The following is a 14,401-nucleotide window of genomic DNA, read 5'->3' as shown; positions in this document are numbered from 1 at the left end:
CTCCTCGGCAGGTCCACTATCCATGTGGTGGATTTAGCCCATAACAAAGATTGATTTCCGTGATTCGGCGTCGACGGCCAGAGTAGACGCATCACAGCAGGAGGAAATCTCATGGCAACACTGGCGCAACCTGCAGGTTCATTCGGGCTCGGCACCTTCTCCGTCGGCGACGGCCCCCAGTTCCCTGGACTGCACATCGCCGAAAACGTCCTTGATCTGCGACGCGCTATGGACGCGGCCCCCGCTACCGTGCGCGACATCGCCGAAGGATGGGAGAACTACCTCCCCGCCCTGCGCGCCCTGGCCAGTGACACCACGCAGGACTGGCAGCCGCTGGCCGGCCTCCACGTGCACGCGCCGCTCGCCCCGCGCCAGATCTTCCACTCCGGGGCGAACTACCGGCAGCACGTGATCGACCTGGAGGTCGCGCACCGCTCGCCCGACGACCCGCGCACCGTGGAGGAGGCGCGTGCAGAGACCGCCGAGCTCATGGACCGGCGCGCACGGGAGGACCTGCCGTACGTCTTCATCGGTCTGCCGAGCGCGGTCACCGGGCCCTACGACGACGTGGTGCTGCCCGCCTGGGCCGAACAGCCCGACTGGGAGCTGGAGTTGGCGGTCGTCATCGGCAGGCCTGCCTATCAGGTCTCGCAGGAGGACGCGCTCGATCACGTCGCCGGGTACACGATCGCCAACGACCTCACCGACCGTGCGACCGTCTTCCGCCGCGACATGAAGGCGATCGGCACGGACTGGCTGCGATCCAAGAACGCCCCCGGCTTCACGCCGCTCGGCCCCTGGCTCGTGCCCGCCGAGTTCATTGCCGACCCTGGGGACCTGCGGGTCACCCTGAAGCTCAACGGCGAGACCATGCAGGACGAGTCGACCAAGGACATGCTCTTCGGAATCGCCCGTCTCATCTCCTACATCTCACAGACCGCCCAGCTCCTGCCCGGCGACCTGGTGCTGACGGGCTCGCCCGCGGGCAACGGCATGCACTGGGGCCGGCTGCTGCGCGACGGTGACGTGATGGACGGCTCGATCACCGGTCTCGGCGTCCAGCGCACCCGATGCGTGGCGGAGGCAACGTCGTGACGGTCGATCGCACCGACCCCGAAGGCGAGATCGCCCAGGCCGCCAAGGCGTACTCGAACTGGGGGCGTTGGGGCGATGACGACCGGATCGGCACGCTGAACTTCCTGGACGAGACCAAGCGCCGCGAGGGCGCCGCCCTCGTCCGGCGCGGGTCCAGCTTCTCCCTGTCCCAGCGCTTCGACATGGACGGCCCGCAGAAGGGCTGGCGGCGCCGCACCAACCCCGTCCACACCATGCTCGACACCGGCACCGACGCCGCCCTCGGCAACCAGGGGTTCCCGCACGGCATCGGCGGCGCCGACGACGTGATCGCGATGCCGCTGCAGTGCTCCACGCAGTGGGACGGGCTCGGCCACATCTTCGACCACGGCAAGGCGTGGAACGGCCGCCCGGCCGAGCAGGTCGTCACCTCCGACGGCGACCTGGTCACGGGCATCGAGCACATGGCACCGTACGTCGCCGGGCGCGGCGTCCTCCTCGACGTCGGCCACGTGGTGGGCGAGGACGGCGAGTTGCCGGACGGTTTCTCGATCACCGAGGAGCATCTGAGCGCGACCGCCGAGGCGCACGGCGTGAGCGTCGGCCGCGGCGACATCGTGCTGGTGCGCACCGGTCAGCTCGCGCGGGCCCGGCGCGAGGGTTGGGGCGAGTACGCGGGCGGCCCGGCACCCGGTCTCTCGTTCACCACGGCGGGCTGGCTGCACCGTACCGAGATCGCGGCGATCGCCACCGACACCTGGGGCTTCGAGGTCCGCCCGAACGAGTTCGAGCACGCCTTCCAGCCGCTGCACCAGGTCGCCATCCCCAACATGGGCCTGCTCATCGGCGAAATGTGGGACCTGGACGCGCTGGCCGCCGACTGCGCGGCCGACGGCCGGTTCGACTTCTGGCTGACCGCCGCTCCGCTGCCGATCACCGGCGCCGTCGGCTCGCCCGTCAACCCGATCGCCGTCAAGTAGTCCTCGACCTCCCTGAGGGACAAAGGAGTTCCCCCATGAGCACACCCCGCACGGTTCTCGTCATCGGCGGTGGCGCGGCCGGCAACGCCGCGACGATTCTGCTGCGCCGCGCCGGGTTCGCGGTCGACCTGATCGAGGCCAAGGACGACTGGAACGCCACCGCGGGCTCCGGCATCACCCTCCAGGGCAACGCCCTGCGCGTACTGCGCGAACTCGGCGTGTGGGAACAGGTGGAGAAGTCCGGCTACGGCTTCGGCGCGGTTGGCATCACCGCCCCCGACGGCACCGTCCTGCACGTCGCCGAGGATCTGCGCACCGGCGGCGACGACCTGCCCGCCACCATCGGCATGCAGCGCCCGCAGTTGCAGCGCATCCTGATCGATGCGGTCCGGGCGAGCGGCGCGACCGTACGCCTCGGTGTCCGGGCCACGTCCCTGGCGCAGTCCGGCGACGGGACCGGCGTCACCGTCGCCTTCGACGACGGCAGCGAGGACCGCTACGACCTGGTGATCGCCGCCGACGGGCTGGGCTCCACGACCCGCGCCGCCATCGGCATCACAGACAAGCCCGAGCCCACCGGCATGGCCATCTGGCGCGTCGCCGCGCCGCGGCCGGCCGACGTGACCCGCACCGACCTCGCCTACGGCGGCCCGGCCTACATCGCCGGCTACTGCCCGACCAGCGAGAGCACACTGTACGCGTACGTCGTCGAGGCCAACCGTGACCGAGCCGGCCTCCCGGCGGCCTCGTACGCCGACGAGATGCGCGCCCTGGCACGGCACTACGGCGGTCACTGGCCGGAGATCACCGAGACCATCACCGACCCGGCCCAGGTCAACTACACGTGGTTCGACCGCATGTTGGTCGAGGGCTCCTGGCATCGCGGCCGGGTCGTCCTCGTCGGCGACGCCGCGCACTGCTGCCCGCCCACCCTCGCCCAGGGCGCGGCCATGTCGATGGAGGACGCCTGGGTGCTCACCCAGATGCTTGCGGCCACCGACACCTGGGACGACGCGCTCCTCCAGGCCTACTACGAACGACGGATCCACCGCGTACGGTCCGTCGTCGAAGCCTCCGTCCAGATCGGCCAGTGGCAAATCGACGGCGTCCGCGACGCCGACGTGCCAGGCCTCATGGGACGCACCATGACCATGCTGCGGGAGCGGCCGTGACGACACCGCCCACCGTCGACGTGCACGCCCACGTCCTGCTGCCCGAGATAGAGGCGCTGGTGGACGGCCTGCCGGGCCTTGCCGATGCGAAGGCCCTGGACGCCCGCCGCAACGGCCCCGCCGCCCTGAAGGTCAACGGCCCGATGATCGGCGAACGCATCCCCCGCCTCACCGATTCGTCCGCGCGTCTCGCCGCGATGGACACCCAGGGCGTGGACGTCCAACTCGTCAGCCCCTCCCCCTCGCACTATCACTACTGGGCCGACGAGCAGACGGCCGAGAAGGTGTACCGGCTCGCCAACGAGGCAACCGCCGCGCACTGTGCGGCCACCCCCGAACGACTCCGCGGCCTCGGCCTCGTACCGCTCCAGCATCCTGAACAGCTGAGGCGTGCTCTCGATCACGCCCTGGCACAGGGTCTCGCAGGGGTCGAGATCTCCAGCCACGCCCCCGGGCGCGAACTGTCCGACCCGGCCTACGAACCGTTCTGGGCCGGGGCCGAAGAGACGGGCGCGATCGTCTTCCTGCACCCCTTCGGCTGCACCCTCGATGAGCGGCTCGACCAGTGGTATCTGTCCAACTCGGTGGGCCAGCCCACCGAGAACGCCGTCGCGCTCTCCCACCTGATCTTCTCGGGTGTCCTGGACCGCCACCCCGGTCTGAAGATCATCGCGGCGCATGGCGGCGGCTATCTGCCCACGCACATCGGCCGTGCCGACCACGCCTGGCGGGCCCGATCCGACTCCGGGTCCGGCTGTGCCCACCTGCCCAGCAGCTACCTCAGGCGCCTGTACTTCGACTCACTGGTCCACGACCCGTACGTACTGCGGGAGCTGGTGCGCGTCGCGGGCGCCGATCGTGTGCTGCTGGGTTCCGACTTCCCCTTCGACATGGGCACCGAAGACCCGGTCGCCGCCCTGCGCGCAGCACGGCTCAGCGACGTCGACTTCCACGCCGTACGGGGCGGCAACGCGACCGCCCTCCTGAGGAAGGACTGATCACCATGAGCGGACGTCTGCTCACCCACCTGCGGCACGTCGACCTCGCCGTGCCCGACTACGACAGGCAGCTCGACTTCTACTCCGGCGTCTGGGGCCTCACCAAGGTCGCCGAGGACTCCGGCATCTCCTTCCTCGCCGCCGAAGGCTCCCCCGAGCAGTACGTCGTACGGCTGCGTCAGGCCGAGGAGAAGCGCCTCGACCTCGTCTCGTACGGGGCGGCCTCACCGCAGGACGTCGACACGCTCGCCGAGCAACTCCTTTCTGGTGGTGTTCAGTTGATCTCACAGCCCGGGAAGGTCGACACCCCGGGCAGCGGATACGGCTTCCGCTTCTTCGACGTCGACGGGCGCACCATCGAGGTCTCCGCCGACGTCGAGGTCAGGCAGCACCGCAAGATCGAGGAGAAGGAGGCCATCCCGGTCAAGCTCTCCCACGTCGTCCTCAACTCCCCGGACCTGAACCGGACTCGGCAGTGGTACGAGCGCCACCTCGGCTTCGCCCTCTCGGACACACTCTCCTCCCCGCACATGGGCGAGGTCATGCACTTCATGCGGATCTCCAACCAGCACCACTCCATGGCCATCGCGCAGGGCCCGCACACCGCCCTGCACCACGTCTCCTTCGAGATGCGCGGCCTCGACGAGTACATGCGCGGCTCCGGCCGGGTGATGCGGGCGGGCTTCAAGAAGGTCTGGGGGCCGGGGCGGCACATGGCGGGCGACAACACCTTCACCTACTTCCTCGACCCGCACGGCAACACCGTCGAGTACACCACCGAACTGGAGCTGCTGGACGAGGACACCTGGCACCCGCACGTCTACGACTTCTCCCAGCCCGAGGTCACCGACCAGTGGGGCACGGCGAACGCGATGAACGAAATCGTCGCCAAGGAGTCCTTCAACGACGTCGACCACGGCGTGTTCATCGCCCCGCCGGTCTGACCCCGCCCCAAGTTCCGGGGGCGCGGCGGCCCTGTCCATGCCCTGACCCACCTCCGCGCCCCCGGCCCCTCCTCGCGCCAGGAGTCCTCATGCGATTCGCCACTTACGTACACCATCACCGCACCCGCGTCGCCGTCGTCGAGGCGGACGGCACCCTCTACCCGCTGCCCGGAATCGCTTCTGTCACCGAACTGATCCGCTCCGGCGGCGGCCTGTCGGCCCTTCTCGACGCGGGCGCCGCCGCGCTCGACGTACCGCCGGGGCCGCACGTCTCCCAGGTGCGGCTGCTGCCCCCGCTCCAACCTTCCTCCATACGGGACTTCGTCACCTTCGAGGAACACGTCGAAGGCGTACGCAAGGCCGTGGACGGTGTCGCCGGAGTGCCCGAGCAGTGGTACGCGGCGCCCACCTTCTACTTCACCAACCCGCACGCCGTGTTCGGCGCGCACGACGACATCCCGATGCCCCCTGGTTCGACCGCTCTCGACCACGAACTCGAAGTCGCCGCCGTCATCGGCCGCGAGGGCAGCGACCTCACGCCCGAGCAGGCCCGCGACCACATCATCGGCTACACCGTCTTCAACGACTGGTCCGCCCGCGACCTCCAGTCCGCCGAGATGAAAGTGGGCCTCGGCCCCTGCAAGGGCAAGGACACCGCATCCACGCTCGGCCCCTACCTCGTCACAACCGACGAACTGGAGCCTTACCGCGACTCAGACGGCTTCCTGCGCCTCGCGCTGACCGCCGAGGTCAACGGCCAGGTCGTCGGCAAGGACCTGCTCTCCAACATGAGCTGGACCTTCGAGGAGATGGTCGCTTACGCATCACGCGGCACGCCCGTCGTCCCCGGCGACGTCCTGGGTTCCGGCACCTGCGGCAACGGCGGCTGCCTCGCCGAACTGTGGGGCCTGCGCGGCAAACAGACCCCACCGCCGCTGACACCCGGCGACACCGTCACCCTCACCGTCGAAGGCATCGGCACGGTCTCCAACACCGTGGTCACCGGCGCCGCCCCGGTCGTCCTGCCCACCGGCCGGCGCCGCTCCCGGGAACGGCCGTGAGCGATCTGCTCCCCAAGCGGCTTCTCGGCAAGGTCGTGGTCGTCACCGGCGCGGCCCGCGGTCAGGGCGCCGCCGAAGCCGAGGCCCTCACTCAGGAGGGCGCCCGCGTCATCGCCACCGACGTCACGAAGGCCGCGGGCGTCCGCCCCCCTCGACGTCACCGACGAGTCGCAGTGGGCCCGACTCGCCGCCGAGCTGGGGGAGTCGTACGGACAGATCCACGGCCTGGTCAACAACGCGGGCATCACCTGGCGCGCCCGCCTCGACGAGATACGCGCCGACGACTTCGCCCGCGTGCACGCCGTGAACGTCACAGGTCGGGCCGCCCGGCCCGACGGCTCACCGGCTTACGTGATCCTGGACAACCTGTCCGCGCACAAGGGCGCCAAGATCCGCGCCTGGGCCCACAAGAACAACGTCAAGCCGTGTTTCACCCCGACCTACGCGTCGTGGGCGAACCCCATCGAGGCGTACTTCGGGCCGCTGCGGCAGTTCACCCTGGCGAACTCCCACCACCCCAACCACACCGTCCAGACGTGGGCGTTGCACCGGTATCTGCGCTGGCGCAACACCCACACCCGGCATCCGGATCTTCTGGCCGCACAGCGCCGTGGACGCGCCCGGGTCCGCAGCGAGAAGGGCAACCGCTGGGGCGGACGCCCACTCACCGGCAGGGCCTGAGCCCAGCACGGCAATCGGCTCCGGGCCCAGCGTCACCCCGAGACGCAGAACTCGTTGCCCTCCGGGTCCCTCAAGGTGGTCCAGGACAGCCCGGGCACCGTGTGCTCGCTGACGACAGTGGCACCCATGCATACCAACCGGTCCACCTCGTCACCGCGACTGGCAGAGGAGAAATCCACGTGGACACGGTTCTTGACCCGCTTCTCCTCGGGGACGCGCTGAAACCCCAACGCCAGGGGGTCCGCGGCGACCATAACGAAGTCCCCGAAGTCCACGGACACCTCTGCCGCCAGTGCGGCAGCCCACCAATCGGCCAGAACCCGAGGCTCCGCGCAGTCAATCGTGATCATTTTCGCAGTCAGTGGCATACGCCCATTATGGGCAGTGCCCATGCACAACCTCTGTCACAACCATCCCGAGCCACCCCGGCAATCGTTTCCGGGCACAGCACTAGGCCCGTCGAGGCACTGCCTCAGGCCCTCCGGCAATCGCTCAACCGTCCGCAAAAATCCGGTGCACCTGATCCACCGCCTCCGGGCCATAGCCGACAACGCCCACCGGCACGATTCCGTCGATCGCCTCGATGATCCGTCCGGCCCAGACCGGGCCGAATCCGCCGCACAGCTCAATAAGCTGCACCCCTTCCGCAACCAGGCGGCGCGCCGCCGCAAGCCCGTCCGCCGGGCCGTCGACTCCGATGAAGACCGACCGGCAGACGGGGGTGTCGACCACGGTCCTCTCCAGAACAGAACCGGCGGCCGTGTAGATGAATCCCCAGTGAGTGAGTGCCATGCCGCGTAGCAAAGCGCGACAGTTTCAGCCCCGTCCACGAGGCGATGTCGTACGCGTCTGAGGCGCGGCCTCACGCACCAGCTCAGCGATCTCTTCCGCGCGGGAATGCGTCCGGGACCACACGAACGCGTGCCGCACCCGTGGTGCCTCAGCCAACAGAGGAATCCACTCCAGGCCCTCCCCCGCCTCCCACTCCGGGCGCAGCGCCACCACATCGCCGCCGCCACTCAGCTCAGCGGCGAACATCCTTCTGCGCGGCGGCCGTTCGCGCACCACCCGGGGCGCCCAGCCGGCGGACCGGCAGAATCCGAGCACCTCGTCGTAGTAGCCCGGCGCGAACTCCCGGGGAAACCAGAGAAGTTCCGAACCGGCAAGATCAGGCCACGCCACGGTTTCGAACGACGCCAGCCGGTGGCCCTCCGTCACCAGCACCCCCAAGGCCTCGTCGTTGACCACCTCAGACCCGAACCCGACGATGTCGACCGGCAGCGGCAGGACCACCAAGCCAACGTCCAGTGACCCGCGGCGCAGCCAGTCCAGCAACGTGGACGTCTGCGCGTCGGCCGCCGTCCAGAGTCGGCGCAGCACCCACGGCGGGCAGCCGGGTGTCACGCCGACCCGCAGCGGGTCGCGATCGCCGGCGGCCGCGCCGCGCACCGCCGAACGGGCCGACTCCGCGGCGTCGAGCGCCGCCCGGGCCTGCGGGATCAGCGCAAAGCCAGCTTTCGTCGGGGTCATTCCGGACGGTGTGCGGACGAACAGCGGCGCGCCGAGGTCCCGTTCCAGCGCGATGATCTGCTGGCTGAGCGACGTGGCCCGGATGCCGAGCAGTTCCGCCGCCCGGGTCACGTTGCGTTCCTCGGCCACCATGCAGAAATACCGCAACTGGCGTAGTTCCATGGGCGGATCGTATAACCAGGGCCGGTCGCTCAGCGCCGCTGTTCCAGCATGTCGGTGTAGTGGGTGAGGAGTTCCCGCCAGCGGGCCATGGGGGCGTCCGCCCCTTCGCTCCAGACGGCAGGGGTTCCGGCGAGCGCACCAGCCAGATGGTCGAGGTGGGTGTGCCAGCCGGCGAGGGAGGCGGCGAGGTGTTCACCGGCGTCGACCACCGTGCAGACGAAACTCAGCCGGCAACCGTATGCCTCCTCGGCGAGCTCAAAATGGAGATGGCCGTGGATATCGGTGCGGTAGTCGACGACGTGCGGCGGACGGAGGGCGTCCACCGTGCCGCGGGCGACGGCTTCAGCGTTGAGCCAGCGGAACTCGACGTGGCCGCCCGGCCGCAGGTCGATGTCGGCGGCGGCCAGCCACTCCGGAAGCCGCGCCGGGTCCGTGATCATCTGCCAGACGTCCCCGATGGGGTGCGGCAGCCGGCGGACGAAGGCGACGACGTCGCGGCCTTCCAGATGCGGTACGTGCCGCGTGCCGACGAAGCGGACCGTGCGCTCACTGATGCCCGCCGCACGCTCGACGCCGACCCGGCCAGCTTCGTCCCGGGCCGCTTCGGTTTCGATGCCGCCGAACTCGCACTGCACGAGGCCGAGGCACAGGCCAGTCTCGGCCGCACCGTGCAGGCCACCTCGTGCGCGGAAGCCTCCCTGGCCGCCTGCACCCCCGACACTCCCGGATGAGCCGCCGCATCCCTCACCCTGGCTCAGGCCGAGGCCCCCGGCCACCCCGCCGACGCCGTCCAGCGCGCGCTGGACGTCCTCGACCGCATCCCCGCCTCCCGCCTGCGCTCCACCACACGCACCAGGCTCATCCGCCTCGACCACTCCTTCGGTCCCGCCGACGCCGCTGGAATCAGCGACCTCCACGACCGCCTCCGCGCCCTTCCCCCGCACATCGACACCCACGGAACAGCCACCGCCTGACCCACACACGGTGACTACCAGTCCCCCGGGACACGACCACAGACCGTGGTGAGGCGCAGAGGATCGAGTCCCCAGAACCGCCGGACAGCGTCGGCCCGACACGTTCCCGTAGGCTGCGCTGACGCCATGGATACGAACGCCGAACCCGAGCTGGCCCAACACACCACGAACGCTGCTGGTCCGCCCATCCGGCAGCTGTTCCGGGACGTCATCGCCGACCGCATACAGGGTCCCCGGCCACCCCAGGCCGCGATACTGTTCGACGACGAGGTCGACCCCTGCTGGGACGACCGGAGCTTCCTCGGCGACTTCTACAGCGAGATCCTTCACCAGGACACCTGCCAGCCGGCCACCGCTGACGGCCTCGCCCTGGTTGCGGCCCTCGCAGTCGACGACCGTGTTCTCGCCCAACACCGGTTCCAAGCCGTCGACCTGCTGTTCAGGGCGGCCACTGTCGCGGAGCGCCATCTCGCCGAAACCTGGCCGACCACCCCACAGCATGCCGATCCCGACAGCGAGGCCCGGGCCCGCAACGCAGTCCAGGCGCACGTTCCAACTCTGCTGGCCCGCTGGACGGCCGAATGCACCGCGGTTCGCCTCGCCCTCGCCGGACTCGCCGTGGTCTTCCCGACGGACCGCACCCTGCCCGCCCTAACACCACGCCTGCAGAACTTCCTCCACCAGCACCCCCAGGGCACCGACATCGGCGACTACCTGCGATTCGTCGTCGTCCTGGCCACCCAGAACGACGACCGGATCCTCACGGCAACGGAGCAGCTCACTGACGCCCACTGGACGGGAACGGCGCGCGGAGTGCCAACACGGCCACGGGCCCCCCACCTCCTCGGCCAAATGCTGACGAAGGTCGGAATCGGACTCACCCGAGCACCCCCCAGGCAGTGACACACCGCGCGTCGCTCAGCCTGCTACTTCTCGGGTTCTGGCTCAGCTTGTGGGCTCTGTCGATGTTTTGGGGAGAGTGGCTGATCGATCACGGCGACAGCAAGTTACGGCGCCGCAGGTGGTCGAAGTTGACCTGGCCGTACCTCTGTCTCTTGAGCAGCTTGATCCTGGTGACGTTGCCTTCGCCAGCGCCCGAGGTGTGCGTGGTGGTGAGGTCTTGAGGGTGGCAGCCCGGTCGCGCATGGCACTGGCGAAGAACGACGAGCAGATGGCGTTCCGGACGGCATACGGCGAGCAGGGCCGCTCGCCCGCCGCGCTCTGGCGCGCACGGATCTACGCGGTCCGCCACCTTGGTTCCGTCCGTCTGGAGCACCACCAACTGGGCAACACCGAGGGCGTGCAAAAGTCGTACGGGTGCAGTTCCTCTGAAGGGCAGGCTGGGCACGGGGACCGCTCATTCAAGGGGCTGCTGGAACGCGAGCACCCGGACCACCGTGCAACGTATGGCGCTGATGGTCGCTAAAGGGTGTTGCACAAGGCGGTGTTGGCACAGTTCAGGGCCTGTGAGAGCGGTTTTCTGGTCAGGATGCGAGGGCGAGGTTGTGCATCTGGGCGACGGCCTGGACGGCGTGGTGGAGGCCGTCGCCGTGCTGCCGGCAGTCGCGGAGGATCTTGATAGTTGCTCATCCGGCCGGTCAATGCTCCACCCGGGCCCGCACCGTGCGGTGCGCGGCGTTGTCCGCCTCCTCGCCCGCCAGCAGGGGTCGTCGAGGCCGTTTACGGTGGGGCACGGCCATGCCGCAGTTGAGGTAGGCGCCGTCACCCAACACAGTCACGCCCTGGCAGAAATCGGCCAGCCCGGAGGCCCGCCAGACATGCGCGTCTGCGGTGGTACCCGGCATCGGGCGGGCGGCGGCAATCACCAGCCATGTCTCGGCGTCGACTATGACCTGCACGTTTACGGAGAACCGGTAGTTGCGTGAGGACGTACCGACGCGCCGGTCGCGGACCAGCAGCAGGGTGCCGTCCACGATCCACAACCGGTCCGCCGCATCGGCCGGCCGGGACACCGGTTCCGGTGCGAGCAGCGGGCCGAGCCGCTGGATCACCCGGCACAGGGTTGAGAAGGAGATTCCGAAGAGCGGCGCCAACTTCCGCATGGTCAGGTTCGTGCGGTAGTACACGACCGCCACCAGGACCCGTTCGGCCAGCGGCAGGCTCCACGGACGGCCCCGCAGCGTACCGTTCCCACTCCGGTCACGAACCGCCTTGAGCAGGCGGCCGAACTGCTCCAGCCGCAGCCCGGTGAACGTCTCCACCCACAACGCCTCAGCCCTCAACACCCCTGCCATATCTGGGAGATGCCCAGTTCACAGCCTTGTGCAACACCCTTAGAACTCCTAACGAAATGATCTTCGAGGTGGTTGGATCGCGCTGGAAGTGACGATCCGGGGGTGTGGGGCGGCTCGGCCGAAGCCGTGGTATGTGGACGACGAACTGTGGGCGGTGATCGAACCGCTGCTACCGAAGGTGGAGCGCCGTACTCGCTGTCCCGGGCACAAGCGGCATCCGGGCCGGCTGGTGTTCCAGGGCATTCTGTTCGTGCTGCACACCGGGATCGCCTGGGAACACCTGCCGCAGGAGCTCGGCTTCGGCTCAGGCATGACGTGTTGGCGCCGCCTGGCCGAGTGGACCGAGGCCGGCGTCTGGCCCCGGCTCCACGAGGTCCTCCTGGCCGAACTCCGCAGGGCGAACGTGCTGGACTTCTCCCGGGCGGCGGTCGACGGCTCCCACGTCCGGGCGTAAAAGGGGGCCCAAGACGGGACGAAGCCCTGTTGACCGGGGCAGGGCAGGCAGCAAAGACCATCTGATCACCAATGCCTCCGGCATCCCGCTCGCCGTCGCGCTGACCGGCGGGAACCGCAACGACGTCACTCAGCTCATTCCGCTCCTGGAAGCGGTGCCGCCCGTGCGGGGCAAGCGCGGCCGTCCACGGCGGCGTCCCGATGCCGTCCTCGCCGACCGCGGGTACGACCACGACAAGTACCGCCGCCTGGTCCGGGGGCTCGGAGTGAAACCCCTGGTCGCCCGCCGGGGCACCGAGCACGGCTCCGGACTGGGCACTCAACGCTGGTTCGTCGAGCGCGCGTTCGCCCATCTGCATTGGTTCCGCCGCCTGCGGATCCGCTGGGAGATCCGCGACGACATCCACGAAGCCTTCCTCACCCTCGGATGCGCACTGATCTGCTGGCGACGTCTGAACGCACCCCGCTGCATCCAGGCCGAGGCAGCTGTTGCAGGATCTGAGAGTCGGGATCCAGCTCCGGGAGGCACCCCATCACCATCATCACGCACGAAGACCCGATCGGACGGGATACCACCAACTACATGATCCACGCCGACCTGTCGGACGGGCTGGACAACTGTCGCGAGCAACTGTGGACCCGCCAGCTCACCGAGGACACCTTCGAGGTGGCCTGTCTGCCCTTCTTCACCTACGGAATCTGCTACCGCGACGTCGTGACCATCGACAGCAACCACCTGGTGACCAGAGTCGTGCGCAAGTCCGGCCACCGGACCCTTCGCGTCGCACTCGCCGTGGGACACGCAGACCGAGACCAAGTACACGAGCTCCTGCACGGCAAGGCCGTCGACGCCGGCCTGCCACATGAGTGGCTCCAGGGCACCTACCTCGCGGTGGACCTCCCGCCCGGCTCGGACGAGGCGTTCTTGGTCGAGGTGCTGGAGCCCCTTGCCCAGACTGGCACCCTCCACTGGGAGATCGACGCCTGACCCGAAAGATCATTCTGTTAGGAGTTCTTAAGCGACGAACCCTGCATCGCCACCCACGTTGGTGATCATCCGCCGCAGCACCTTGATCGCGGCGACGTACTCCTCGTCGCTGACTCCCGCGCGCAGCCGCGTCTGCGCACCCGGGATGACCTCGCCAGTGACCTGCTTCCACGCCGTAGTCCCCGCCTCGGTCAGTGTGAGCCGGCCCCGCTGGTCCTCTGCGAGCCAGCCCCATTCGACGAGGTCCCCGATCGCTCCGTCGATGACGGACACGTCGACGTACGGCCGCGTCTCGGCAACCTTCTTGGCCGCCTCGCCCCGAGTGAACCGACCCTCGCTCTCTCCCACCCGGAACAAGGACCAGGCGTGCGGCTGCCGGATGCCAAGCTGTTCGAGGGAGTCGTTCATGTGCCCGACGATGGCCTGCTGGGCGGCTCCGGCCCAGTAGCCCATGGGCTGGGTGAGGAGTTCGGCATCGGTGAATTCCATCAAGGGGCCTCGCAGTTCGCGTCGAAGGTGTCTTGCTTGCTGAGCACTTTGAACGCTAAAACCTCAAGTGAGGTTGAGGTCAAGTCGTTGCAGGAGAGGGGCGGCTTCCGGGAGAGCGGCAGACTCTCGCGGATCTACCACCTCACGGCATGAACGTTCTCACCGCGGAAGAAGAACCACACCCATTGCAGAAGCCCGACCCAGTGTCGGGTCTGCACATCGGGCAGACCTTCGCCCCATCCTCCAGCCCCCCGGGCGGGTTAGGGAGGAGGGCGAGAACGGCTGCGAACTAGCGCCACATTTTCCGGTGTTGGCGGGCCGATCGCCATTTCGAGCTGGAAGCACCCACACTGCAGGCATCACCGAATGAAGGTTCTACGGGACAGCGGCGCTAAGCGGAGCTGGTGAAGTTGGGTGTGTCGGGTAGGTGTCCTGTGGGAGAGACGCCATGGGGAAGAGCCTCCGAGTTGAGCTGACTGACGTTCAGCACCGTGATCTGCACGGGTTGCTGGCCCGCGGTGATCTGACCGCGTACACCCGGCAGCGGGCCGAATGCATCCGCTTCCTCTCCTCGACCGTGGCCGGACCACCGTCGAGGTCGCCGACTTGCTGGAATGCCACCCGGTGACGGTCCGCGCCG

General features: G+C 68.8%; 14 protein-coding genes and 4 pseudogenes. 12 read left to right on the top strand and 6 right to left on the bottom strand.

Going from position 1 to position 14,401, the window contains the following annotated elements; genetic code table 11:
• The first annotated feature begins 111 nt into the window (after positions 1–111).
• The 8 genes and pseudogenes from IE269_RS38990 to IE269_RS38955 form a co-directional block, all read left to right on the top strand.
• A complete protein-coding gene (locus IE269_RS38990; RefSeq protein WP_189828075.1) occupies positions 112–1,095 on the top strand; it encodes a fumarylacetoacetate hydrolase family protein in 984 nt (327 codons plus the stop codon).
• Positions 1,092–2,054 (top strand): cyclase family protein, encoded by a 963-nt coding sequence (locus IE269_RS38985; protein ID WP_189828074.1) that lies wholly within the window; start codon positions 1,092–1,094, stop codon positions 2,052–2,054. The genes IE269_RS38990 and IE269_RS38985 overlap by 4 nt, the downstream gene beginning before the upstream one ends.
• Positions 2,055–2,089: 35 nt before the next feature.
• Positions 2,090–3,226 (top strand): FAD-dependent oxidoreductase, encoded by a 1,137-nt coding sequence (locus tag IE269_RS38980; RefSeq protein ID WP_189828073.1) that lies wholly within the window; start codon positions 2,090–2,092, stop codon positions 3,224–3,226.
• The gene (locus tag IE269_RS38975) at positions 3,223–4,224 is read left to right on the top strand and encodes an amidohydrolase family protein (RefSeq protein ID WP_189828072.1); all 1,002 of its coding nucleotides are present in this window, start codon (positions 3,223–3,225) and stop codon (positions 4,222–4,224) included. Before IE269_RS38980 ends, IE269_RS38975 begins: the two co-directional genes overlap by 4 nt.
• A 5-nt stretch (positions 4,225–4,229) precedes the next feature.
• Positions 4,230–5,168, top strand: coding sequence for a VOC family protein (locus IE269_RS38970; protein ID WP_189828071.1), 939 nt, complete (start codon positions 4,230–4,232; stop codon positions 5,166–5,168).
• Positions 5,169–5,257: 89 nt separating this feature from the next.
• Entirely contained in the window at positions 5,258–6,229 is a 972-nt protein-coding gene (locus IE269_RS38965) for a fumarylacetoacetate hydrolase family protein (protein ID WP_189828070.1), read from the top strand.
• A pseudogene (locus tag IE269_RS38960) lies at positions 6,226–6,547 on the top strand (SDR family NAD(P)-dependent oxidoreductase); the annotation flags it as partial. The gene IE269_RS38965 and the pseudogene IE269_RS38960, both read left to right, overlap by 4 nt.
• Positions 6,542–6,910: pseudogene (locus IE269_RS38955) on the top strand (transposase); the annotation flags it as partial. The pseudogenes IE269_RS38960 and IE269_RS38955, both read left to right, overlap by 6 nt.
• A gap of 32 nt (positions 6,911–6,942) precedes the next feature.
• Here the strand turns inward: IE269_RS38955 and IE269_RS38950 are convergent.
• From IE269_RS38950 to IE269_RS38935, 4 genes are all read right to left on the bottom strand, one after another.
• A complete protein-coding gene (locus IE269_RS38950; RefSeq protein ID WP_189828069.1) occupies positions 6,943–7,278 on the bottom strand; it encodes a VOC family protein in 336 nt (111 codons plus the stop codon).
• A gap of 124 nt (positions 7,279–7,402) precedes the next feature.
• On the bottom strand, positions 7,403–7,702 hold the full coding sequence (locus IE269_RS38945; RefSeq protein ID WP_189828068.1) for a DUF6506 family protein: 300 nt from the start codon (positions 7,700–7,702) through the stop codon (positions 7,403–7,405).
• Positions 7,703–7,726: 24 nt separating this feature from the next.
• On the bottom strand, positions 7,727–8,602 hold the full coding sequence (locus tag IE269_RS38940; protein WP_189828067.1) for a LysR family transcriptional regulator: 876 nt from the start codon (positions 8,600–8,602) through the stop codon (positions 7,727–7,729).
• A gap of 29 nt (positions 8,603–8,631) precedes the next feature.
• Positions 8,632–9,519, bottom strand: coding sequence for an SRPBCC family protein (locus tag IE269_RS38935; RefSeq protein ID WP_189828066.1), 888 nt, complete (start codon positions 9,517–9,519; stop codon positions 8,632–8,634).
• Positions 9,520–9,702: 183 nt separating this feature from the next.
• On the opposite strand from IE269_RS38935, the gene IE269_RS38930 reads away from it, so the two are divergent.
• On the top strand, positions 9,703–10,479 hold the full coding sequence (locus IE269_RS38930) for a hypothetical protein (protein ID WP_189828065.1): 777 nt from the start codon (positions 9,703–9,705) through the stop codon (positions 10,477–10,479).
• 118 nt (positions 10,480–10,597) lie between these two features.
• Complete coding sequence (locus IE269_RS38925) at positions 10,598–11,002, top strand: hypothetical protein (RefSeq protein WP_189828064.1); 405 nt, start codon at positions 10,598–10,600, stop codon at positions 11,000–11,002.
• A 58-nt stretch (positions 11,003–11,060) separates the two neighbouring features.
• On the opposite strand, the pseudogene IE269_RS38920 reads toward IE269_RS38925, so the two are convergent.
• Positions 11,061–11,831: pseudogene (locus IE269_RS38920) on the bottom strand (transposase family protein).
• A gap of 133 nt (positions 11,832–11,964) precedes the next feature.
• Between IE269_RS38920 and IE269_RS38915 the strand changes: the two are divergent.
• Together IE269_RS38915 and IE269_RS38910 are read left to right on the top strand one after the other, a co-directional pair.
• Positions 11,965–12,736: pseudogene (locus IE269_RS38915) on the top strand (IS5 family transposase); the annotation flags it as partial.
• Between the two features lie 131 nt (positions 12,737–12,867).
• The gene (locus IE269_RS38910) at positions 12,868–13,272 is read left to right on the top strand and encodes a DUF4265 domain-containing protein (RefSeq protein WP_189828063.1); all 405 of its coding nucleotides are present in this window, start codon (positions 12,868–12,870) and stop codon (positions 13,270–13,272) included.
• Positions 13,273–13,299: 27 nt separating this feature from the next.
• Here IE269_RS38910 and IE269_RS38905 read toward each other — a convergent pair whose 3' ends face one another.
• A complete protein-coding gene (locus IE269_RS38905; RefSeq protein WP_189828062.1) occupies positions 13,300–13,761 on the bottom strand; it encodes a hypothetical protein in 462 nt (153 codons plus the stop codon).
• Positions 13,762–14,401 lie beyond the last annotated feature (640 nt).

This window comes from Streptomyces spiroverticillatus, assembly GCA_014650415.1.
Classification (GTDB): domain Bacteria; phylum Actinomycetota; class Actinomycetes; order Streptomycetales; family Streptomycetaceae; genus Streptomyces; species Streptomyces spiroverticillatus.
The sequence above is the reverse complement of the archived record's forward strand: the minus strand, read 5'-3'. Positions and strand labels throughout refer to the sequence as shown.